The sequence below is a fragment of the Puia sp. genome, assembly GCF_036500295.1.
GTDB lineage: Bacteria > Bacteroidota > Bacteroidia > Chitinophagales > Chitinophagaceae > Puia.
Genome location: NZ_DASYCH010000071.1, coordinates 26,499 through 49,780 on the forward strand (window position 1 = coordinate 26,499; position 23,282 = coordinate 49,780).

Genomic DNA, 23,282 nt, shown 5'->3' on the forward strand with positions numbered 1-23,282 from the left:
TTTTAGGATCGTGAGCCTTCAACACTACGTCTATGCTGCAAAACTATCTGAAGATCGCCTGGCGGAATCTGTTTCGCAATAAACTGCATTCGGCCGTCAATATCGGCGGGCTCATCATTGGATTTACGATCGGGATCGCCACGCTGTTCATTACTTACCTGCAACTTACTGTGAATAGTCAGCACGTAAACGGCAAGCGCCTGTATGAGGTGTATGATGTCTTTCACAACCCGGGTGGGGACCATTATGACAATTCATTTGCTTTCGGACCGGGGCCGGCCTATAAGGCGGAGGCGCCGCTTGTAGAGAGAATGACGCGGATCGGCGACGGGGGCAACCAGGTGGAGTACAAAGGGCGGATGCTGACCATCCCGGTGACGACGGTGGATGCCGACTTTCTTTCGATGTTTACGGTGCCGTCGGTGAAGGGCCGGGGGGCGGATGCGTTGCGCGAACTCACCGATGCGGTGGTGACCGAGGAAACGGCGAAGACGATCTTTGGCAACGAGGATCCGATCGGTAAGCATATCCGGGTCAGTGCCGGGTCCCGGCTGCAGGAGCTGGTGGTATCGGCCGTTGTGAAGGATCCGCTGAATAGTTCGGTCAAGTTCGGGTTGCTGTACCGCCTGGAGAACGTACCGGATTATGCGGCGAGGAACAAGGGTTGGGATGACCGCGGCCTTTCGCTGTATGTCGAGTTGAGGGAAGGGGCAAGTCAGCGACAGGCTGAGCTGCAGCTAAAGGAGATCGATCGGAAACATGTTCCTGACCGATATACGGATATGGCGAAGAAGGGAGCGAAGGCCGATGTCTATGGGGATCTTTGGGCGACGAGATTGTTGCCGATGAAGGAAGTGCCTTTTTCTACCGAGGTGAATGGCCATCGCGCCAAGCCGATGTCGGAGATCCTGCTCTCGATGTCGGTGGGATTATTCATCATCCTGATCGCCTGTTTCAATTTTGTCAATATCAGCCTGGCCAGTGCCTTCACGCGGAGCAGGGAGGTTGGGGTGCGGAAATGCCTGGGTGCGGGCAGGGGAAGGCTTTTTTTGCAGCTTTGGGGTGAGAGCCTGATGGTCTGTGTGGTGGCCTTTGGCATCAGCCTGTTGCTGGTGAATATCCTGTTGCATACCGTCGACGCGTTCCGGGTGGCGCGGCTTGGGTTGGAGAGTATTCGCCTCCGGCCGGGATTTATCGCGCTGATGCTGGGCTTGTTGCTTTTTGTTTCGCTGGCGGCCGGCGGCTATCCTTCGCTGGTAATGATCCGGTTCAAGGCGGTGGAAACGCTGAAAGGGCGGGTCAGCCTGAGCCGGAAGAGCGGGCTGCGCAGCAGTTTGATCGTGCTGCAGTTTGTCATCGCCTGTGTGATGATCAGCTGTACCTACATCATGTACCAGCAGTATCAATATTTAAGGCATGCCGATCTGGGTATGGTGAAGGAGGGTGTCATAAGCGTTCCGTTACATTTTCCGGAAAAAGGCCATGAGGTTATCGCGAAGTTGCGTACGAGACTGGCGGTTGATCCGCGCATTCTTTCGGTCAGCGGCGCCAACATCAACCTGGGACGCGGAACGGATCACCGGACCGTGCATATCGGCACCGGGTTTACCTATAAGGGCCGGGACGTTAATACGCTGCGGGCGATGGTGGACTATGACTATTTAAAAACGATCGGCGTGAAGTTATTGGACGGGCGGGATTTTGCACCCGGGTATGCCACGGATACGGTGAACAATGTCGTTATCTCGGAGAGTATGGCGAAGCAATTACAGGAGAAGGATATCGTTGGCAAGACGATCGTGCTGGACAGTGCAAAGCATTCCGGGTGGCATGTGGTGGGGGTATTCCCGGATTATCATTTGTATACCATGGCGGAGGCGGTGGAGCCGCTTACGCTGACGATAAATTTGAATGACGAGATCCCCTATGTCTTTATCAAGACGAGCGGCAGGGATCTGATCGGGACGATGGATGCCGTGAAGCGGGAGATGGCGCAGTTGGAGCCGGGGCAGGAATTCAAGGGCAGCTTTGTGGATGACAATGTTAATGATTGGTATTCGGATGAGCGTGGGGCGTCAATGATCTTTAGTATCGCGGCGGGAATTGCCATCCTGCTTTCGTGCAGCGGGCTGCTGGCGATGGTGTTGCTGATCATCCAGCAGCGGGTGAAGGAGATCGGGGTGCGGAAGGTGCTGGGAGCCAGTGTAGGGAGTATTTCTTTGCTCGTGTCGCGGGAGTTTGTCGGATTGGTGGGGTTGGCAGTGGTGATCGCGACACCGATCGCGTGGTTTGCGATACATAGCTGGATCCAGCATTACCCGTACCGGATCGGGGTCACCTTTGGGGATTTTTTGTTGGTTGGGGTGGTGGCGATCGGGTTCGCGCTGGTGACGATCGGGTTTAATACGGTGCGGGCCGCGCGGCAGAATCCGGTTGCCGCTTTGCGTAGCGAGTGAGCCGCTCCGCGGCTCCAGGCGTTGCGGTCGGAATGAGCAGCGCCGGGGATTGCAGCGGTAAGCCCGGAGCCGCGAGGCGAGGACTTGAAGCGAAAAGCCCGGCCCGAAGGGGGCGCCCTACCCTACTGCGGTTATTTCGCGAAATTCGATTGTAAGGCTTCGAGGGCGGCGGCGAGATAGACGAGCGGGGCGTTCCAGTTGATGGCGATCTCGTTGGAGGCGTAGGCTGCGTTTTGGTCGAGGTAGGCGGTTTCGGGTTCGGTATAGAGATAGTTCTGATGATCCTGGCGGCCGGGGTTGGGTCCGCCGGCGAGGAGGCCGGGTACGGGGGCGTCGATGCCGTCGGCGATGGAGGGGCGATGATGCGGGTGCCCGGTCGAGCTGGTGCCCATCCCCGTTACGAAACATATATTCAGTGCATTGCGGCCGAGGAGATAGTCGAGGTTGGCGAGTGCTCCCGCGAGATAGAGCGGGTCCTGTTTCTGCAGCCAGGCATTGATCAGCAGCATGCCCTGGTTGGCGGCCACGGAATTACTTCCCCAGATAAAGTCATTTGGCGTGTGGCCCATGACGGTATGAAAAGCCGTGGTGGGCCAATTTTTTATATACCCGTCGGCCATCGTCAGCAGTTGTTGTTTGAGGGCGTCGAGGGCGGGCTGGAGGGTTTGGGGCAGGCTTTTGCGATGGCGAAGCAGGGAGTAATCGCCCATCATTCCCACATGGGCCCAGGCGGGCAGGGTCAGGGGGATGCCGAGTTGTTGGCGGACTGTGGGGAGATATTGGGTATCGGCCGTGGTGATCAGGAGTTCGGCAGCGGCCCAGAAGAATTCGTCTTCGGGATGGCGGTCGCCGTAGGCGCCGGTGGTAACGGCGGGGGTAAACGCTTTGTTCATCGCCTCCTGGTCGTAGAGGATGTCCGGGTTTTGCCGCGCCCAGGCAAATGCGGCGATGGCGGCGCGGCGGCAGGAGTCGGCGAGGCCGGGCAGCTGGCGGTTGAATTTTTGCAGGATGCGGGCGGCCTGAGCGGTGACGGCGGCGAAGTCGAGGGCGGCGGCGGTGCTTTTCTGTACGACATAGCGGGGGGCTTTTGTGACGCCGGGCATCACCATGCCATCGAAGACGGCGTTTGTGCATTTATGATATACTCCGCCGTCGTTGGGGTCCTGCATGGTAAGCATCCAACGGAGGTTATAGAGGGCTTCGTTCAGGAGTGAGGGTACATGTGAGGCCCGGTCGCGGGCGCCGGGGGGCATGGGGAGGGCCGGGATATTGGTGCGGAGGGTGTCGAAAAGATGGGGAAAGTCTTCCCAGGCGTCGAAGAGGGTTCCCATGGTGATCCCGGAGTTGACGATGTATTTGTTATAATCCCCGGCGTCGTACCAGCCGCCCGGAGAGGAGATGTGGCTTCCGGCGGGCCGTTGGGCGCTGGCGGCGGAAGGATGGATCAGGACGACGGTATCCGGATGACCGGCGGGACGGGCCCAGGCGCCGGCATAGCCGGGGGTGAGGGCGATATCGGAACGTTGGTAGTAGTAGCCTTTCAACGCGGCGGCCACGAGGGGGCTGAAGGCGTTGGCGCCGATGGTGAAAGGATAGCTATTGGGAAGGTTGGGAACGACGAGGCGATAGATGCCGGGGCGGTGGAAGGCGCTAAAATCGGCCAGTCGCGTGGTGACCGACGAGTTGCCGGAGGGGGTGACGGGGCCGAGGTGGCCAAAGAAGACGGTGTCGACGCGGCCTTGCCAGGAGGGTGCGTTATCGGCAATGGAAATGAGATAGAATACATCTTTCAGGGTGAGGCCGGTGATGATGGCCTGCTTGGGGGCGTTTGGATAAAAGCCTAATTGGTTGAGAACGATGGCCGGCGGCGGGACGGCAGCAGGGGGCGCGGTTGACGCGGCGGCGGGTGACGCGGCGGCGGGTGACGGGGTTTGGGCGGGAAGGAGGTTTGGGAGCAGCAGAAGGAGATTTGGGAGCAACAGAAGGACCAACAGGACTTTGCGCATGGGAAGTGGTTAATGGAGGCAAAGATAGAATTGCCGTGGAATTTGTAAATATTTCGTAAATTGAAATATATGGACTAAAACCAGGCAAATATGAACAGAGTAGCAGATATCCTCGCGCACAAAGGAGCCCGCATCGTTTCAGTTGGCCCTCAGACTACGGTACTGGAAGCGCTTCGCATCATGGCCGATCAGAATATGGGTTCCGTGATGGTATTGGAGGGCACCCAATATCTTGGGATCATGACGGAACGGGATTATTCGCGGAAGGTTATCCTCAAGGGGAAGTCATCCACGGACACCCCGGTTGCCGAGATCATGTCGACGAATTTCCCGAGTGTGTCGCCGAACGACACGGTGGAGTTTTGCATGGAGTTGATGTCGGACAAGAACATCCGCTATCTGCCGGTTTTCGAGAATGAGCGGTTATGCGGGATCGTTTCGATCAACGATGTCGTCAGGGAGACGATCCGGAGGCATGAGGAGACGATCACCCATTTGAAGGATTATTTACATTCGGGGATGTAGGGGGCATTTATCGCGGGACGGCACAGCGGCGGCCGGATCAACGGCGAGTCATTTTCGCGGGCCAGCCATGGGATCGGGGAATTGCGGGGTTCGCCATCTAGCTTTCACTGAAGTATTTTTTCAGCAGGAAATCGAGTTGTTCCTGGCTGAGGGGTTTGTTCTCGAAGCCGGCTACTTCGGGGATGGCCCGGGTGCGTTTTTCGTCGTCGGGATTGAGTGAGGTAGTGAGCATGATGAGGACGATATCGGCTTTGCGGGCGGGTGGAAGGTTGCGATATCTTTCGAGGAATTCCCAGCCGTCCATGGCGGGCATATTGATGTCGAGAAAGATGAGGTCGGGGCGGATGGTGGTATCCTGGAGAAAGGCGAGGGCCTCGAGGCCGCTTTGTGCGACGTGGACCTGGCGGCTGCAGCCGGCCTGCTCGAGGGTCATCTTGTTTAGAAAATTGGTTGGTTCATCGTCGTCGATGAGGAGAATACAGTCAAGTAGAATACTCATGTTTTACAGGGGTTGAATGGAAGAATGGCGGGGTCGTCTTGCCTGCGGCAGAAGGGGTATTGCAAATGTATCAATTGTCGGGCAGAGATGCAAGATTCACGAGTTATTAACCAGGTTTAGGACGGAAAACGTGTAAATTTGCCCCTATGGCTGAAACGCTTCAACGGGATGAGATCATAGTAAAGGAGATCGTGGATACGGCCAGGGCCCTTTTTAAGAAATCGGGGTTCAAGAAAACGACGATGGGGGACATTGCGAGGAGCCTGGGCAAGGCGAAGAGTTCCTTATACTATTACTATCCCAGCAAGGAGGACATTTTCGAGGCAGTGATCTATGCCGAAATGGACGAATTGCTGGATGAGATCCACTGTGCGCTGGCCAAGGCGAGGAGTTCGAAGGAAAAACTAACGGCGTATTGCCGGTGCCGGCTGGAGAAGTTGAGCCAGCTTTGCAATCTAAGCGATGCGCTGAAGAGTGAAATTGCTGAGTTGCACTGCGTTATGGCGGAGATGAAAAGCCGGTTCGATACGACGCACGTAGAGCTTGTGAAGGGGATATTGGCGGAGGGGATCCACAATGGCGAATTCAAGAAGATAAACGAGGATAATATCGAGCTGATCGCCTATCTGATGGTGAGCAGTTTCCGGGGTTTGGCGGTGCCGTTGATGGTGAGTCAGAACCGGAGCCCGAGGCTGGATCTGCAGATCGATTCGATCGTGGATATCATGGTTGAGGGGATTGGGCGCTGACCGCCGGGGCCGGGGGTTACGTGGCGACTTGCGATTGAGGCGCCTCGACGGCGCGGGTATAGCGCTTCACAAAACGGGTAAACCACCCGACATTCCGAAACAAATATTGAAAGAGGCTGATGCCGATGATGCCGCAGGTGATGCCGGCGAGGACGTCCAGCACGTAGTGGTGGCTGCTATAGACGGCGGAGAACCAGATACCGACGGTGATGGTGGCGAAGAGGAGATTGATCCAGCGCAGCCGGTACTTCAACCCATAGACAAGAACGGTGAGCGGATAGGCGGCATGCAGGGAGGGCATGGCTGCAAAAACGTTTGAGCTTTTGGCATAGAGGCCGGCGAAGACATGCAAATGGAAGTAATCGTCCCAGCGGCCCAGTCCGGCGGTATTACCGGGGGTATGGGCGTTGAAGGCGAACCCATGATATTGGACATACCAGGGGGGAGCGGCGGGACAGGCATAGTAGACGACGAAGCCGACGAGGTTCACCAGGAGGAAGCTGAGGGTGAATTGAAAGAAGGCTTCCTTGTTCTTATAGAACAGATAGCCGGCGAAGGCCAGGGGGAGCGGGATCCAGCAGAGATAGAAGCAGCCGGCGAGGATGTCGAGGAACGTGTTGCGGTGGACGAACCAGAATTCGTTTGGGGTGAGGACGGCGCCGGCGGCGCCTTTTATGCCGAAGAGGCTTTTTTCGAGGTGGTAGAGGCCTTCGATATGGACCGGGTTATAGCGATAGTTGGGGAAGAGTTTCATGGAATCGAAGAGCACCCAGAACACGATGAACACGGTAAACCCGAGGATGAAGCGGCGGGTGGGGCCTGAGAGGAAGAAGAGGATGTTGAACAGGCCGACGAGGAAGAGTTGGTCGGGTTTGTAGCCGAGGAGCCAGCGGGCCAGCAGGAGGTAGGCGGCGGAGATGCCGAGGGCGGTCAGCGCGGTGCGAAGGGTGAGTGGGGTGCCGGTTGGGGGGACGGGGCGAGAGGCTGCGGGGCGAGAGGCGCCGGGGACGGGCTGGGAGGCAGGGTTGGCGGGCTGGGAGGCGCCGGGAGAATTCGGAGCGGTATCCATGGCCGTTAGACTTTTAACCGTTGGGTGAGTTCTTTACCGGTTTGGACGTCGACGCCTTTGAGTTCGAGGTACTTGACATTGGGGGACCAGAAGGTGCCGCCGGGGTCGATGCGAATATATACGCGGCTGAGGATCGCCTGGCGGCCGTCGATATTTACATACACGTGATGCCGGTTGTCGACGGGGGACCGCATGAGGTACATGGGCACTTTCTTATAGGAGACGAAGCGGAGTTCGAAGGTGCCGTTGCCGAGGTCGCGTTCTTTGAGGCCATAGGCGAAATGCCGTTGGATGAAGGAGAGTTCCTGCCGTTGGTGTTGTTCGGTGTAGCGGATCCAGAGGACCTTTACCGGTTCGTCGGTGTCGAGGATGCCATCCTTCAGGTTGAGTTCGCAGATGATGGTATTGGCGTTGGGGGTGCGTTGCAGATAAAATAATGAGTTGACATTGCTCGGCGGGATCGGGAAGGTATCGACCGGATCGCTGATGACGGCCGGCCGGGAGTGCAGGACGCCGGGTGAGTTTACGGACATCATGGGGTGACCGGCGGCAGATGCGGTTTGGGCGCCGGTCGGGAGGCCGGCGACGAGGGAGGCGATAAGAATGAGGATTACCGTTGTGCCGGGCAGGGAAGGTTTTTTTGGGGATGCGGGGGCACTGGTGGGGGCCGGATTGGGGGTGGTCGCGGGGCCGGGGGCAACATTGCCGGAGGCGGCATTGCCGGAGGCGGCATTGCCGTTGCTGGAGGGTTTCGCGGCGGAGGCGGCGTTTGCGTTGGCGGTGGCGCGGGCGTCGAGGGTCTTTTTTGCGTCGCGGAGGCGGCCGATGGCGGTGCCGTTGGCGAGGAAGGCCATGACGGTGATCGGGATGGTAAAGATGGAGATCGTCTCGAAGACCGGGAAGTTGGTATTGGGCCAGGCGATCTTATAGTCACCGCCCATCCAGCGGGAGGCGATGCCGCAGGCCAATGCGGAGACGCCGATGATGATGACGCGTTCGGGCCGTTGCATGAGGCCGTCCTTGCATTCGATGCCGAGGCCTTCGGCGCGGGCGCGGGTATAGCTGACCATCATGCTGCCGATGAGGCCGATGAAGGCGAACAGGCTGCTCACGAAATAGTGATGGGCGACCAGGTAGTAGCAGATACCCAGGAAGAGGATGAGTTCGCTATAGCGATCGAGGACGGAATCATAGAGGGCGCCGAATTGCGAGCTCATGTTGCCGAGGCGGGCCACCTGGCCATCGAGCATATCGAAGAGTCCGGCGAACAGGATGAGCGCGCCGGCCCAGCCGACATAGGAGAGATCGCCGCGACGACCTTCTTCGGCTCCGCTGATGAAGATGATGGCCACGCCGATGTTGAGGATGAGCCCGATGGTGGTAACCATATTGGGCGTCAACCCCATCCGGATCAACAACCGCACAAGCGGATTGATGACCTTATAGATGCCTAGTTGTAGTTTTTTTCGAGTGCTCATTGGTCAGTTACCGGGCAAATTTACTTAAAAATCAAATTTGGACCGTACCCTGATTCCCCACATGGGGATCTCGGGGTGGTTGAGATAGGTGAACCGCTTGATAAAATCGATGCGCACCAGTTTAAAAATATTGGCGATGCCGAAACCTGCCTCGATATACGGGGTATTGGAGAGGGAGAATGTTTCGATCTGGCCATTGGTCATCGGATATTTTACGAGTTGCGGATTCTTGGTGGGGTCGTTCTCGCTGCGGACGCCGCCGAACAGGATCTTGCCTTCGACCACTTCCCGCCATTTGAGTTTTTTCAGCAGGGGGATCTTGTTAAAAAAGAAGCCGTTGAAATAGTGGTCGATATAGGCCGTAGCGTAGTGGTCGCTAACGAATTCGAGGAAGTTCATCAAATTGTACGACTGCAGTTGATACGCATAGCTCTGGTTGGCGTGGTGGACGTCGAGCAGGGGGAACGGGACCTTGCCGATGACGTACCCGAAGTCAAAGGTGATATCGGTATAGCCAAGGAAGGATTCGTAAAACCGTTTGTAAAAATTAAGGTCGAGGTTTGTATAGTTGTACTGTCCCCGGAAGACGTTCTTTACGCCCTGGGTGACGGAGAAGTCGATGATGGGGTATTTATTGATAATGGGTACCCGGTACAACTTGCCGATATAGAATTGCTCATGGGGGGCCCAGCGGATCTCGCCGGAGAATTCCGTGGTGGTGATCTGCCGGATGGTGTCAGTGCCATTCTTTGCGACGTAAGAGATCGTCCCCGCAGGGGTTTGCTCCCACCAGCGGAAGCCGAAGGCGTAGGAGAGGTGATTACGCAGTTCGTGCAGGTAGTTTAGCCGGAAGTTATCATTATACAACCACTTGTCGTTGTTGCCGCGTTTGAAGGAAAGCAGGAAGTTATCTTCCTGTACGAATTGCAGCGCCTGTCCGGGGATCTGCGTCTCTTTCTGATAGGAGGCGCGGATATAGTGCTGGGGAAAGCCGTAGACCGATTTATTATTCAGCGAATAGGTGCCGCTGAGGAAGTATTTCCATTTCTGGTCGCCAAATCCATAGGCTGCATAGGCTTCCGAATAATAGCGGGTGCTGAAGTGGGTGGTCGTTCTGCCGCCGAGGCGAAGCCGGAAGCCTTCGACGGGGTTGAAGCTGTAGAAGGTGCTGGCGGGGCCGATCTCGATGGGGCCGGCCTGTTTGTATCCTGCCAGCAGGAAGGTGGACCAGTCGACGAGGCGGCGGAAGGACTTCATTTTCCGCAGGCTGTCCACGTTGGCGTATACTTTGTTCTCGTATTTGGTCAGCGTATCGGCGCGGTGAACGACCCAGAATGAGTCGGCCTGGGTTTCGGCGCTGTCGAGGATCTCGGTTGGCGGTCCTTTGAACAGACTATCCGAAAGTGCGGTATTGGCCTGGAAGTTGACGAAGGAGACCTCCCGCTCTCCATAGAGGCCCGTGCCTGCTTTTGTGATGCCGAAGTCCCCGAGGACATCGCTCTTGGTCAGCAGATAGCGCCCGTCGGGCTGGCGGGTGAAGTCCTGGTTGATGTTCATCGCCCGGACGAAGTTGAAGTTGATACTTTTGCTGACCAGGAGCCGCAATTTCTGGATGGCATAGTGGCCGTCGAGGGTGATCCACATGGTCCCGCGGAACAGCAGATCGTTGGGGTTCCGGGGGCGGAAGCTGAGCCGGACCAGTTTCTGGCTGTCCACCTGGGTGGTATCCTCGATGAAATACATGTAGAAGGTGGGCGCCGACTCGGCGATGGGACTTAGAAAGAGATTGGTGAAGACGGAGATATTGTTATCGTAGATGTTGAAGTCCTGATAGAGGCGGTTCAGGTACATACTGATGCCTTTCATGTCAATCAGTTCGCCATAGTCGACATTTCGCTTGCCGGTGATGACCGACTTGATCTTCTCCGGGCTTTTGCGGTAGAAGTTGTTGGAATAGGTTTCTTCGAGGTAGACGGGGGAAAGGCGGCGACCTTCGAGTTTGGTGGTATCGCTGTTCTCGACCAGAAAGTGGTAGGGTTTGAGCAGGCTGTTCTTCGACAGTTTGTCGTTGACCTTATCCACGGAGACCACCAGTTTCTCATATTTCTGGTAGGTGGCGAAGGAGTAGGCTTCCATGCGGTTGGAGTCCTTGTGGTCGATGACGAGCCGGATGAGTTCGACTGCCGGGTTGCCTTTGTTGCGGTAGCGTTGTCGCTTGTTGGTTACGCGGGCTTCCTGAAGGGATTTGAAGGACCGGGAGAGGGAGAAGCTGATCTCCGCATTGGGGATGGAATCGAGGTGGATCGTCTTCGAGTTATAGCCGACGCTGGTGACGGTGACGACAGCGGCGTGCTGGGTCGTGGGAATGCGAAAACGGCCTTCCTGATTGGAGCGGGCGCCGCCGCGCAGTCCTTTTATGGAGATGCTGGCGTTGGTGATGGCTGTTTGGGTTGCGGAGTCTTTGACAATTCCGCGCAATGTGATGTCCTGCGCCTGCGTTCGCCAGGCGAAGGTCATGATCAACAAGATTAAGGTCCAGGCTTTTAATCTACATCCAGGCTGTGTCATCCTTTTTTATTTAAATACAAATCTTTTCTGCAGTACGTAGTTATAACATACGGCCACCGCCACCGCTACGATGACCTTGGCCAACAAATCTTTTATTTCCGTGTAATGTGTGAATAACCAGAGCCCGGATACGTTGAGCAGGAAATTACCGATCCAAACCAACACATAACGGTTGACCTGGGCTGCCCATTTTCCTTCCTGTGCACTAAATACCCAATTACGGCTGATCATAAAATGGGTGACACCGCCACAGATGGTTCCCGTTGCACCGCCGGCCACAATTGGTGCTCCGGCAAGCCGGACCAGCAGGAAAGTCACCAGGAAATCCACACCGGTGGCCAGCAGGGAAGCGATCTGCGCTTTCGTGAATGTGATCATATATACTACACTACCAAGGCTTGATAAATACGACGATCTGCAGCAGAAGGTTGGCATACACTCCTGCCAGCATATCGTCCATCATAACGCCCCATCCGCTTCTCAACTGTTCCATCTTGCGGATACCCAATGGTTTAACGATATCAAAAAATCTAAAAAAAACCAGTCCGACGATTATATAGGGCCAGCGAACGGGTACGAAGCAAAGGGTCAGGCACATACCGGCAACCTCATCAATAACAACTCTGTAGCTATCTTCCCCCCACTCTGCTTCCACTTTATTTGCACTCCAGATGCCGATGATCAGCAGGACGATGGTGACGCCCAACTGCCCGGCCCCTATATTAAAATACTCATTTCCACCCGCCCAGGCAAAATACCAGGCTATACAACAGACGGCAGCGGCAATTGTTCCCCCGCCTTTTGGAGTATAGCCTATTCCCAGGCAAGTGGAAATGAGTCTATGGATCAACCCCATCAGGCGGTGATTTCTTCTTCCGCGTAGGTGAGGCCCTCGGGATTCACCAATTCTTCACCCATGAGTTTTCGCAGGGCGTTCTGCAGTACGGTCAATTGTTTGAAAATGTCATGCTCGGTACGGAATCCGGGCGCGGTCTGCGGTGACTTGAAGTAGAACGACAGCCATTCCTGAACGCCGCTGAGGCCTGAACGTTTGGCCAGGTCGCCAAACAGGGCCAGGTCGAGAACGAGGGGGGCTGCCAGGATCGAGTCGCGGCAGAGGAAATTGATCTTTATCTGCATCGAGTAGCCGAGCCAGCCGAAGATGTCGATATTATCCCAGGATTCCTTATTATCGCCGTGGGGCGGGTAATAGTTGATGCGGATCTTGTGATACAGTTGGCCATAGAGGTCGGGGCTGAGGTCGGGGCGGAGGATGTCTTCCAGGACGCTGAGTTTGGAGACTTCCTTGGTGCGGAAATTATCGGGTTCGTCGAGCACATAGCCGTCGCGGTTGCCGAGGATGTTGGTACTGAACCAGCCTTTTACACCCAATGCGCGGGCCTGGAGACCGGGGGCGAGGATCGTCTTCATGAGGGTCTGGCCCGTCTTGAAGTCTTTCCCGCCGATGGGGGCCTGGGTCTGTGCGGCGAGTTCCACCAGGGCGGGGATATCCACCGTCAGGTTGGGGGCGCCATTGAGGAAGGGCACACCCAGTTTCAGGGCGGCGTAGGCATAGATCATGCTGGGGGCGATGCGCGGATCGTTCTCCTTCAGGCCTTTTTCAAAGGCGGCCAGGGTTTCGTGTACGCTGGAGGTCTCGATGTACTTTTCCGTGCTGCCACACCAGACGATGACCAGGCGGTCGCATCCGCGGGACTCCTGGAAGTTGAGCATATCGTCCATGACGGCTTTTGCCAGGGCCATTTTTGTATCGGCCTGTTTGATATGGGTGCCGTCGAGGTTCTTGATATACGATTTGTCGAAGACGGCCTTCATCGGTTTGATGGCTTCGAGTTCGGCTTTCAGTGCGAACAGGGTGCCGGGTTCGAGGACCTTGGCGCGGCTTGCGGCCTCATATACATTCTCTTCATATACATCCCAACCGCCAAAAACAAGGTCGTTGAGACCGGCGAGAGGAACGAATTCCTTAATTTTTGGATAGTTGTTACCTGATTTCCGATTCAAATGAATGTTGCCCATTTGAGTGAGAGAGCCGATCGGTTGTGCAATGCCTTTCTTAATGGCTTCTACGCCTGCGATGAGGGTAGTTGCTACTGCGCCCATGCCTGGGAGCAATACGCCTAAACGCCCAGTCGCTTCTTTTACTTCCATGTTTCTTGGTTTTTAGATTGAGTAATGCAGAGTTGAATGAACAAAATTATCGAAATAATCAATTTTCGAACAAAATTGTTTTTTGGTCGAAAAGTTTGCTAAAATGTTTGTTCACTGGCCGGCAATCGGGTAGGTCACAAGATAATTGGAGCGGGGCAGCGAAGATAGTTAAAGTCGGTGAACGGCCGGTTTTTGGTGACAAACGCGCGGGTGGGGCCGGTGGTCAGCGGGGGGCGCGGGATCAGAGGGAGATGCTGCGGTCGCGGGCGGTGTTTTTCCAGGCCCCGGTGATGCGGCCGGCCTCGACCGTGAGCGCACGGTCATAGAGGGCGATGGTGGGGCAGACGTGGAAGGGGATGCCATAGAAAATGTCGCCGATCCTGAATCCGTGGTTAGGGCCGGCTTCGACGACGAGATGTTCTTCGCTTTGGCCGACGGCATTTAGATGGGGGCCGTTGAGGAAGGAGACGCGGCGGGGGAGGTCGTTCTCGGGGGCGATGGATTTGTGACCGAGGTCGAGGCAGAGGCGGGTGTCGCCGCGCAGGGAGATGACGCGGGTGACGACGAGGGCTGCGGGCTGGAAGGGTTGATCGGGGAAGCCGTCGGCGTAGCCTTTGTCCCAGTAGACGAAGGTGCCGGGGCTGCATTGAATATCGGCTGCGCGTTTTGCGTGGATGGGGAAGGTTGGGGAGCCGCCGGCGATGATGGGCAAGCCAAGGGTTTGATTTAATCTGGTGATTAAATCAAACCCTTCGTCGCATTTGCGGGTGCGTTCGGCGAGGTCGGCGTCGCGGATATGGCCGTCGTAGCCATGCAGGCCTATGGGGTTGATACCCGGCGTTTGGGCGGCCAGCTTATACAACTGCAGGGCCTCGTCACCGGGAGCGATGCCGGTGCGGTCCATGCCGACATTGATATCGAGATAAACCGGAACGGTGAGGCCGGCGGCGGCAAAGGTGGCGGCCATTGCGGTGGCGGCCTGCGGATTATCGATGAGGCAGGAGAAGGTGGTGTTGGGATATTTCTTTATCAGCTGTGCGAGGCGTGCGGTCTTGGGGCCGATCGGCTGGTAGGCGAGCAGCACGTCGGGCGCGGCTTCGAGGGCCAGCATTTCGGCCTCTGCGATGGTGGCGCATTTGAAGCGGGTGATCCCGGCGGCCAGCTGGAGGCGGGTGCAGTCGGGGCTTTTGTGCGTCTTGACATGGGGGCGCAGCCGTGCGGGGCTGCCGACCCTTTCGATGGCCAGGCGGATATTCTCCTTTACTCTTTCGGGGAAGACGATCAGCGCCGGGGTGTCCAGCGTTTCGGGCTGCGTGAGATGATACCAATCCATACCACTAATGTAGTTCAAAAATAACTTCTATTTCGACGGGGATGTTACCCGGCAGTGAGCCCATGCCGACGGCGCTGCGGACACCGACGCCGTTATCAGTTCCCCATACCTGTGCGAAGAGTTCGCTGCAGCCGTTGATCACGTAGGGATGTTTTTCGAAATCGGGGGTGCAGCCGACCATGCCGAGGGTTTTGATCACGCGGCGGACCTTGTCGAGGCTACCCAGGTGGGACTTTACCGTTGCGAGAATGGCCAGGCCGACCTGGCGGGCTGCTTGTTTGCCGGCTTCGGCATCGAGGTCCTGGCCGACGCGGCCGACGATGAGGGTCTTGTCGTCGCGGAGCGGGCCGTGACCGGAGACATATAAATATTTTCCGTCGATGAGACAGGGTTTGTAGACGCCCATGGGTGTCGGGGCGGGGGGAAGGGTCAGGTTGAGGGCCGCGAAATTCTGTTCGGGTGTGTTGTTGCTCATGTTATCTGGATTGTGCCAAAAAATGGAGGCGAATGTAGTATATTTAGTGACACTAACTATAACGCTGTAACATATGAAAAAGACATCCCGCAGAATTTTTATTTCCCGCACGGCGCTGACGCTTGGTGCGGCGTTTGGCCTGGGGCGTATTTCCGCGATGGCAGGAATATCGGGCGATGAGGCGGCCCGCATGATGGAGGCTGCGGCCTTCCTGAATATCCCGCTGGGCTTTCAGACCTTTCCGATCCGCGACCGGCTGGGAAAGGATTTTCCGGGGACCTTAAAGACGATGGCCGGGTTTGGATACCGGCTGACGGAGCTCTGTTCGCCGGTGGGGTATGAGACCATCGGCTTTGGTTTTCTCAAAGGGAAGACAGGGCAGGAGATCAAGTCGATCATCAACGATGCGGGGCTTGAATGTCCGAGTTGTCACTATGGGTTTGGGGAGCTGGCGCCCGACAAGATCGACAAGAGCATCGAGTTTGCGCATGCGCTTGGCCTTAGCCAGATGATCTGTTCGACGTTCTGGTTGCCGAAGACGAGCACGCTGAAGGATTATACCGATTCGGCGGAGAAGCTGAACAAGGCCGCGGAGAAGATCCGGGCGGCGGGGATGCAGGCCGGCTTTCACAACCATGATTTTGAGTTTGCGACGCTTGACGGCTCGTTGATCTATGACGCGCTGATGAAGACCTTCGATCCGAAGCTGGTGAAGATGCAATTCCAGACGGAGGTGATCAATCTTGGATATAAGGCCGCGACCTATTTCAATAAATATCCGGGCCGGTTTATTTCTTCGCATTTAAGCGATTGGACGGCGGATAAGAAAGAAGTGCCGATCGGTAAGGGCGTTATCGACTGGAAGGAATTCTTTTCCGCGGCGAAGACCGGCGGGGTGAAGAATTTCTTTGTAGAGATGGATTGGGAGACGTTTGAGGGGAGTGCAAAATATATTCGCGCATTATAAACCACGCTTGCCGCACGGTTCGGGGGTTAATGGCCGGCGGGATGATTGGTCGAAATATGATATTTATCATCGAGCTGCCAGAGGCGGGCGCCGCCTTTTATGCCGTCGCGGTTGGAGAAGCGGATGATGTTGTTTTCGAGGGGGATCTCGAGCTTGTCGATATTGCCGCCGCCGATATAGAGCCGGTCGTAGTTGAACACCGTTTTTAGTACGGCGAGGACTTTGACCATCCGTTTGTTCCATTTCTTTTTTCCCGCCTTTGTCAATGCTTTTGCTCCGATGTAGACATCATAGTCCCGGCCCTTGCTGATGGGGTGATGGGCGAGTTCGAGATGCGGGAGGAGGTAGCCGTCGATGAGGAGGGCGGTGCCGAAGCCGGTGCCGAGGGTGACGGCGAGTTCGAAGCCTTTGCCGCTGACGACGCCGAGGCCGAGCTGGTCGGCGTCGTTGACGAGGCGAACGGGTTTTTTCAGTTGGTCGGCAATCTGCTGGCCGAGGGGGATCTCGCCGGAGATGGTGGGAAAGAGATTGGGAGCGGTGTATACGATGCCGTTGCGGACATAGCCGGGGAAGCCGACGGAGACTTTGTCGTATGCGGGCATGTCTTTGGCGAGTTGCCGGACGATGTCGATGACGATGGGGGCGGTTGCCTGCGGCGGGGTGACGATCTTTTTGTATTCGGTTTGCGGGTCGCCGGCGGCGTTGAGGATGGTGCCTTTGATATGAGAGCCGCCGATGTCGATAGCGAGGATATTGCCGTCCATGCTTTTACTTTTTTTTAAAGGTACGGGTTTGCAACAATTGGGCCGCCCCTCGGGCGGCCCAATTCGTTGGTTATTCGGTTCGAAGACTCTTTACCGGGTTGGCGAGGGCGGTTTTGATGGTTTGGAAGCTGAGGGTGAAGAGGGCGACCAGCAGCAGCAGTGCGCCGCCGGCTACGAATACCCATGCACTCATCGGGGTGCGATAGGCGAAGTTGCTGAGCCAGCGGTCGGCGGCCCACCAGGCGACGGGAATGGCGATGGCGGAGGCGAGGAGGACGAGGCGCAGGAATTCCGTTGACAGGATGCGAACGATGCTGCCGACGGTGGCGCCGAGGACCTTGCGGATGCCGATCTCTTTTGTGCGGCTGTTGGTGGTATAGACGACGAGTCCCAGCAGCCCGAGGCAGCTGATGCCGATGGTGAGGGCGGTGGCCCAGTAGAGCAGGTGCATGATATCCTGTTCGGCTTTGTACCAGTTGGCGATCCGGTCATCGAGGAAGGTATATTCCCAATCGGCCTCGGGATAGACGGCGTGAAAGGCTTTTTGCAGTTTGTCGATGACGCCGGCGGCGACCGTTGGCGAGGTGAGCCGGATATGGAAGATATCGCCTTTTTGACCCGCGAATGCCAGCGGTTGGATGGCCTCGTGCATGGATTCTTCATGGAAGTCGGCCATGACACCGACGATCGGGACCTCCTTTTTGCCATAATAGGTGAGCCGCTTGCCGAGCGCCGCCGCGGGATCGTCAAAGCCGAGGAGGCGGGCGTAGGTATTGTTGATCAGCACTTCGCTGATGGTGTCGCCGCCCCGGACGTTGCGGCCGGCGAGGAGTTTTATATCATAAAGCCTGAGATAGTTGCTGTCGCCCCAGCGGGTCACGACGCCGGCTTTGATATCGGGCCGGGGTTTGAAGCTGATGTCGCCGAATGCGCCACCTTCGCCGCCGGGAGGGAAGAACCCGCGGCTGGCCATTTCCACCCCGGGGATGGATTTAACGTCATCGAGCAACCGCTGTTTGTGGACGTTGACGCTATCCCAGGGGGTTTCGAAATTGAGGATGGCCGTGCGACGGAAGCCGAGGTCCTGGGTGAGACCGAAATGGATCTGTTTGGCGACGAGCAGCGTGGCGATGACGAAGAATTGGGCGATGACGAATTGCCCGACGGTGAGGGTCCGGCGCAGGCGGGCGCCGCTGGTGTTGCTGCCGGGAGTATAGTGTTGATCCTTGAGGACCTTTACGGGGTTGAAGCCGGAGAGGAGGAAGGCGGGCCAGGCGCCGGCGAGTAGGGTGAGGATGGGGATCAGCAGCGCGAGGAAGAGGAGGCTGCCGGGGTGGTGAAACCAGTCGGCATGAAGATCGGCCGGGATGAAGCCCGCGAAGGCTTCCATGAGCACGGGTGTGAGGGCCATGGAGAGCAACGTGGCGATCAGGACGACGAAGAAGGTCTCGCCGAGGAACTGGCGGATGAGGCGCCCACGGGAGCCGCCCATCGTCTTGCGAACGCCGATCTCTTTTGCGCGGCGCGTAGCCTGGGCGGTGGAGAGGTTGACGAAGTTGATGGTAGCGAGCAGGAGCAGAAAGGCGGCGATGGCCAGCAGGCCATACAGCGTGGGCTTCGAGGCGACGCGTTGGCCAAAGGTGTGATAGAGTGAGTTAAAATGGAGGTCGCTCAGCGGGAGGAGTTTGATCTGCCAGCCGCCCTTGTTATTTGGTTGGGGTTTTGAGTATTTTTTATAGATGGCGTTCAGTTGGGCTTCGGCGCGGGCGGGGGTGGTGCCCGGAGCGAGTTTGAGGAACAGGTTAGAGTAGGCCATCCAGTCGTTCCATTCCGTCATCATGAAATTTTCCTGCAGCCACGTCTTTGCGATGGTCGCGTGGGAGATGAATTCGGCGCCGCCGAGGTCGGTGTGTTCGCGTTCGTCTTTTACGATACCCGAGACCGTCATGGGTGTATTGTCGTAGGTTAGTTGGCGGCCGACAACGGCGGGGAGGGATTCGTTGGGAAAGTACAGATGCGCGCGGCTTTCGGTGAGGACGACGGTGAAGGGGTTGGTCATCGAGCTTTGTGGGGAGCCGACGAGCCATTGGTGGGGGACGAGACGGAAATAGTCGGGGGTGACGTAGATGATATGGGGTTGTTTATTGTAGATCGTTGGTTTGGTGTTTGCGGCGGAGTTTGCGGCGGGGGAGTTCCCGGGGACGGTGACTTTTGCGGTGCCGTCGCGCTGATAGCCGAAGTAGGGTACGGTGAGTTGGAAACCGGTGCCTTCGGTTTGCACGGCAGCGCCGAGGGGGGCGGGGACGGCGGAGGCATGGGCGATGTTGCCGTCGAAGGAGCCTTCCATGACGACCTTATAAATGCGCTCGCGGGCAGGTTCAAACCGATCGAAAGAAAGTTCATAATCGGCGATCCAGAAGATTACCAGTGCGGCGCTGATGCCGATGGAGAGGCCGAGGATGTTGATGAAGGTGAAGAGCCGGCTGCGGCGGAAGACGCGGGTAGCGTTGGTAAGGTATGTTGTCAGCATGGCGGTTTTGTTGACGCGGTTTTGTTGAGAGGGTTGCTGCCAAGAGGATGCCGGATTTTCTGCGCCTTGATCTTTAATGGGTTGGTGACGATGGCGGCCTTGCCGCTGTTCGGTTTCGATACGGGTGTTGTCCGGTTATTTTGAGAAGACGGTATCGATATGAAGGAGGCGGCCGTTGCGGTCGAGTCCCTGGATGGAGACATGGAAGGGGCCGGGCTGGTCGTCGTTGAAGAAGGAGAAGGTGGCGGTGTGCGTGGTGGAATCGGGGATCAGGGCGGGGTCCCAGTAGAGGGTCTTGCGACTGCGCGGGGGTTGAGCGTTTTGCGAGAGCGGTTTCGGGTGATCGTAGTCGGGTGCGGGGAAGGGCTGGGTGAGGGAATAGCCGGTTTTTTTTGTTTTGTTGAAATTGGACGGGATGTTCCTGAGCCGGCCTTCGCTGCCGTTCTTTGTATAGATGGCGATCACGCCGTGGGGGGCCATGCCGCTGACGCCGGCGAAGGTACCGGGTTCGAAGACGCGGATCATCGCCACCTGGGCGATGGGGATCTCCGTGAGCAGGTACATGGCCGATTCATAGTTGTCGCTGTTCTCGCTGAGCAGTTGTTCGTCGAGGAAGAAAGCGGGGGCATTCATCCGGTAGAGTTTTGCCATATCGGTACCGGCGATGAACCGGCCGTTGGAGATGCGCCAGGCGACCAGCGGGAGGCCGTTTGCCGAGCTGGTGTTGACCAGGAGCCCGGCGACCTTTCCCGCGAGGTAGTCGATGACATTGAGGCCATAGAGATTATCGGTGGACCTGTCCTGGGTGAGGTCGAGGGTCTTGGCCCAGGCATTGGGATTGGCGAACATCCCGGTCGCATAGTTTTCGAGGACACTGTCTTCTCTTGTTTTGCGATGGGCGCGGACGAGGGCGGTGCTGAGGATGGTCGTGTCCTTTTGTTTGCGCTGGCCGGCGAGTGGGGGGAGGCCGGTGCGCATGTTGTTTTCGCGGGCGCGGAGCGTGGTGGTGTTGGCGGATGGCGTGAAGATATGGGATGGATCGGCGGCGTCGGGGAAGGCGGCGAAGTGGATGGTATCGAGGGGATCGCGTTCGAAGAGGACCGTCACTTCCCTACCCTTTTTTGTATTGTTGTTCTGCACATAGACCGCGGCCGTATCGTGGAAGTTGAGGTTGATGAGGGAGAAGCGGCCTTCGCTGTCGACGGGGACTTTTATCATATCGAACAGGGAATCGTGCGGGGCTTTTATCATCAACGAGAATTCGCCGTTGCGCATGGGTTTTTTGTTCGTTCCGCTGCCCCAGAAGGCCTGGCCCTTGAGGGTGAGGGATTGCTCGGCATAGTAGCGGATGGGCGGGTATTCGTTGTTGAGGATCTTTTGCCAGTCGAAGCGGGCCCAGCGGCTGGTGAGCAGGAGGAGGTCGAGGGCGGCTACGGTTTCGGGGTCTGCGTTGCGGCAATACCAGGACCCGGCTTTTATGTCGTTGCGGATATCGGAGGAGAGGAGAAGGGTGGACAGGAGGTTGCCCGCGGAGTTTGCGGAGTTTGCGGCGGGGGAGTTGGTTGCGGGAGAGTTTGCGGGAGAGTTGGTTGCGGGGGAGTTTGCGGCGGGTGAGTTGGTTGCGGGGGAGTTTGTGGGTTGATGGGTGACGCAGACGGTGTAGGAGCCGCCGGCGTCGCCGGGGAGGCTGAGGCGGAAGCTGTTCCTGCCCCGCGGTTGGGTGGACGCGGTATCGCGGATAAGCGTCGGGGATAGCTGTCCGCGGGTGCGCTGGAGATAGACGAGGCGTTGGGCCAGCGGTTCCTCGGCGTCATTGAAGACGGTGAGGTGGAGGACCCCTGCGGGGAAGCCGTCGAGGGAGAGGGGGCTTGGCGCGGAGAGGACGGTGTTGCTGTAGTTGCCGGCGAAGTCGTTGTCGAAGTTGACATACGTATAGTCGACCTTTCCCTGCATCTCGGCGCAGAGGATGAGGTGCTGGTATTTTTCCTTTGCCGCGATGCTGCGGGACAGGCGGAAGTAGATGCTGTCGTCGCCGTTGGGCGCGAGGAAATGATTTACATAAAGGACTACGCCGGAGGGCTGAGGGGTGGGCAGGGGGAAGTCTTTTTTGATCCCGCCGGGGAATTCGATGCGGGCGGTGTAGGGGTTGCCGGGGGCGGGGTGGATGACGAAGCTGCCCATGCCGTCGTGGAGGGTGGTGAATGGGTGGACCGGTTTGCCGGAGCTATCGATGAGGATGCCGTGGATGGCGACGGGGAGGTTGTCCGCTCCGCGGGCGCGGAAGGCGACCCTGCTGGTGAGGCCGGTGACGAGGTTGCCGCCTTCGGGGAAGAAGTCGAGGTGGTAATCGCCGGCGGACGCGGAGGCGGGAGACGCGGCGACGGGAGACGCGGGGGTGCCGGGAGACGCGGCGACTGGAGACGTGGCGGTGCCGGGGGTTGAGACAGTGGGATCATCGATGCGGACCTCCTGGTAGAAGAATAACAGCGGATCGAAGTTAAGCATCCAGTTGGTGTAGGCGCGGAGATGGTAGCGGCCGTTGGAAAGATCGCCGGGCAGCGCGAGGCTGCCGGCGGCGGCGCCGGTTTCGGCCGGAAGGGTCAGCCGTTGGAGGATGAGGCCGGTGGGGTCCAGGAGTTGGACATAAAGTATTTTGCTGACGGGGGAAGGCTTGCCCAGGCAGGTAATATATCCGCTGAACCAGATGGTCTCGCCGGGGCTATACGCTTCGCGATCGGTGAGCAGGACTACTTTTTCCGGGGGGTATTTATGATAGAATTCGCTCAGTGCATTGTCGATGCGGGCGGTGTCGGGCAGGACGGTGTGTTTGAGGGGCAGGATGCCGAGGCTGCCGAGAAGGAGGCCCGTGAAAAGCAGTTTTGTACCCATGACCGGGTTGTTTGAGCTATACCTGCGAAAAAGCGGCAGGTGTGAGGAAGATACGAGTAATTTTTGAGATGAGGCGGGCGTCGGAGTATTCGGGTTTTTTGCTGATGGTTTTCCAGTCGGGGTCGCTGCCGAAGGCTTTCCAGCGGGCATCGTGGTCGGCCATATCGTCGAAGGTGAGCATGTACGTGAGGTTGGGGCGATATTGGCCGATGAGGGCTTCGCCGAAGAAGACGGGGCGGGCCCCTACCCTTTTGAAGATGTCGATCTCGCCGGCGTCGTTGAACATTTCGATCTTCTTTTGTCCGGCGGCTTCGCCCGGGCTTTCATAGCGGCGGAGTTCGAAGAGCCGGGGTTTCCTCGCGGGGGGTTCGATGACGGGCATATGGGCGAAGGCTTTGAAGAGGGAGCTTTCGATGCGTTGGTAGGCGGGGGCGGTGGCCGGGGCGTCGAGATAAGCGGCGGCGGCTTCGGTGTAGGCCGTGTCGCGGGTGAGCTTTTGGGCGATGCCGGTGAAGTCGTCGATGGAGTTGAAGGGGATGAGGAGATAGATTTTCGCGATGGCCGACTCGGGCTGGGCGGGTTGCGGAGCGGCGGGTTGGGCGGAGGCGGGTTGCGGGGCAGTGGGTTGCGGGGGGAGTTCGCTGAAGACGCCGATGTTGGTGCAGCCGGCGCGGTTGAGGGCGGGGAGCAGGGCTTTTTCGAGATAGGCGGTGGTGAGATCGCGCTGCGCGTTTTCGGCGAAGGTATAGGTACGGAGCTCGTACCATTGTTGTTTTGAGCCGCGGGTATTGTCCATGTTGCT

Annotated in this window: 18 protein-coding genes; 4 read left to right on the forward strand and 14 right to left on the reverse strand. The window is 57.6% G+C overall.

Annotated elements, in window-relative coordinates; genetic code table 11:
- The first annotated feature begins 32 nt into the window (after nt 1–32).
- Nucleotides 33–2,456: an FtsX-like permease family protein gene (locus VGM48_RS14475; protein ID WP_331580286.1), complete on the forward strand. Its 2,424-nt coding sequence runs from the start codon at nt 33–35 to the stop codon at nt 2,454–2,456.
- A 131-nt stretch (nt 2,457–2,587) separates the two neighbouring features.
- Here the strand turns inward: VGM48_RS14475 and VGM48_RS14480 are convergent, their stop codons facing one another.
- Nucleotides 2,588–4,462, reverse strand: coding sequence for a glycoside hydrolase family 9 protein (locus VGM48_RS14480; protein ID WP_331580288.1), 1,875 nt, complete (start codon nt 4,460–4,462; stop codon nt 2,588–2,590).
- 90 nt (nt 4,463–4,552) lie between these two features.
- Between VGM48_RS14480 and VGM48_RS14485 the strand changes: the two genes are divergently transcribed.
- A complete protein-coding gene (locus VGM48_RS14485; RefSeq protein ID WP_331580290.1) occupies nt 4,553–4,987 on the forward strand; it encodes a CBS domain-containing protein in 435 nt (144 codons plus the stop codon).
- A 97-nt stretch (nt 4,988–5,084) separates the two neighbouring features.
- On the opposite strand, the gene VGM48_RS14490 is transcribed toward VGM48_RS14485, so the two are convergent.
- Complete coding sequence (locus VGM48_RS14490; protein ID WP_331580292.1) at nt 5,085–5,486, reverse strand: response regulator; 402 nt, start codon at nt 5,484–5,486, stop codon at nt 5,085–5,087.
- 146 nt (nt 5,487–5,632) lie between these two features.
- Here VGM48_RS14490 and VGM48_RS14495 point away from each other — a divergent pair, with 146 nt between their 5' ends.
- A complete protein-coding gene (locus VGM48_RS14495) occupies nt 5,633–6,235 on the forward strand; it encodes a TetR/AcrR family transcriptional regulator (RefSeq protein WP_331580293.1) in 603 nt (200 codons plus the stop codon).
- 16 nt (nt 6,236–6,251) lie between these two features.
- On the opposite strand, the gene VGM48_RS14500 is transcribed toward VGM48_RS14495, so the two are convergent.
- From VGM48_RS14500 to VGM48_RS14535, 8 genes are all read right to left on the reverse strand, one after another.
- Nucleotides 6,252–7,304 carry a phosphatase PAP2 family protein gene (locus tag VGM48_RS14500; protein WP_331580295.1) on the reverse strand — a complete coding sequence of 351 codons (1,053 nt, stop codon included), beginning with the start codon at nt 7,302–7,304 and terminating at the stop codon, nt 6,252–6,254.
- Between the two features lie 5 nt (nt 7,305–7,309).
- Nucleotides 7,310–8,782, reverse strand: a complete 1,473-nt coding sequence (locus VGM48_RS14505) for a DUF4833 domain-containing protein (RefSeq protein WP_331580297.1) — start codon at nt 8,780–8,782, stop codon at nt 7,310–7,312.
- 24 nt (nt 8,783–8,806) lie between these two features.
- The gene (locus VGM48_RS14510) at nt 8,807–11,299 is read right to left on the reverse strand and encodes a DUF5686 family protein (RefSeq protein WP_331580299.1); all 2,493 of its coding nucleotides are present in this window, start codon (nt 11,297–11,299) and stop codon (nt 8,807–8,809) included.
- 57 nt (nt 11,300–11,356) lie between these two features.
- Entirely contained in the window at nt 11,357–11,728 is a 372-nt protein-coding gene (locus VGM48_RS14515; protein ID WP_331580301.1) for a GtrA family protein, read from the reverse strand.
- Between the two features lie 10 nt (nt 11,729–11,738).
- Nucleotides 11,739–12,206 carry a phosphatidylglycerophosphatase A gene (locus VGM48_RS14520; RefSeq protein ID WP_331580302.1) on the reverse strand — a complete coding sequence of 156 codons (468 nt, stop codon included), beginning with the start codon at nt 12,204–12,206 and terminating at the stop codon, nt 11,739–11,741.
- A complete protein-coding gene (locus VGM48_RS14525) occupies nt 12,206–13,522 on the reverse strand; it encodes an inositol-3-phosphate synthase (protein ID WP_331580303.1) in 1,317 nt (438 codons plus the stop codon). The genes VGM48_RS14520 and VGM48_RS14525 overlap by 1 nt, the downstream gene beginning before the upstream one ends.
- A 241-nt stretch (nt 13,523–13,763) precedes the next feature.
- Nucleotides 13,764–14,855, reverse strand: coding sequence for a D-TA family PLP-dependent enzyme (locus VGM48_RS14530; RefSeq protein WP_331580304.1), 1,092 nt, complete (start codon nt 14,853–14,855; stop codon nt 13,764–13,766).
- 4 nt (nt 14,856–14,859) lie between these two features.
- The gene (locus VGM48_RS14535) at nt 14,860–15,330 is read right to left on the reverse strand and encodes a RidA family protein (RefSeq protein WP_331580306.1); all 471 of its coding nucleotides are present in this window, start codon (nt 15,328–15,330) and stop codon (nt 14,860–14,862) included.
- A 73-nt stretch (nt 15,331–15,403) separates the two neighbouring features.
- Between VGM48_RS14535 and VGM48_RS14540 the strand changes: the two genes are divergently transcribed.
- Entirely contained in the window at nt 15,404–16,297 is an 894-nt protein-coding gene (locus tag VGM48_RS14540; protein ID WP_331580308.1) for a sugar phosphate isomerase/epimerase family protein, read from the forward strand.
- A gap of 26 nt (nt 16,298–16,323) precedes the next feature.
- On the opposite strand, the gene VGM48_RS14545 is transcribed toward VGM48_RS14540, so the two are convergent.
- The 4 genes from VGM48_RS14545 to VGM48_RS14560 all read right to left on the reverse strand — a co-directional run.
- The gene (locus VGM48_RS14545) at nt 16,324–17,061 is read right to left on the reverse strand and encodes an ROK family protein (protein WP_331580310.1); all 738 of its coding nucleotides are present in this window, start codon (nt 17,059–17,061) and stop codon (nt 16,324–16,326) included.
- A 70-nt stretch (nt 17,062–17,131) separates the two neighbouring features.
- A complete protein-coding gene (locus tag VGM48_RS14550) occupies nt 17,132–19,591 on the reverse strand; it encodes an ABC transporter permease (RefSeq protein WP_331580312.1) in 2,460 nt (819 codons plus the stop codon).
- Between the two features lie 135 nt (nt 19,592–19,726).
- Nucleotides 19,727–22,480: an MG2 domain-containing protein gene (locus VGM48_RS14555; RefSeq protein ID WP_331580313.1), complete on the reverse strand. Its 2,754-nt coding sequence runs from the start codon at nt 22,478–22,480 to the stop codon at nt 19,727–19,729.
- 16 nt (nt 22,481–22,496) lie between these two features.
- The coding region (locus VGM48_RS14560) for an NIPSNAP family protein (RefSeq protein WP_331580315.1) at nt 22,497–23,282 on the reverse strand (786 nt) is incomplete at its 5' end.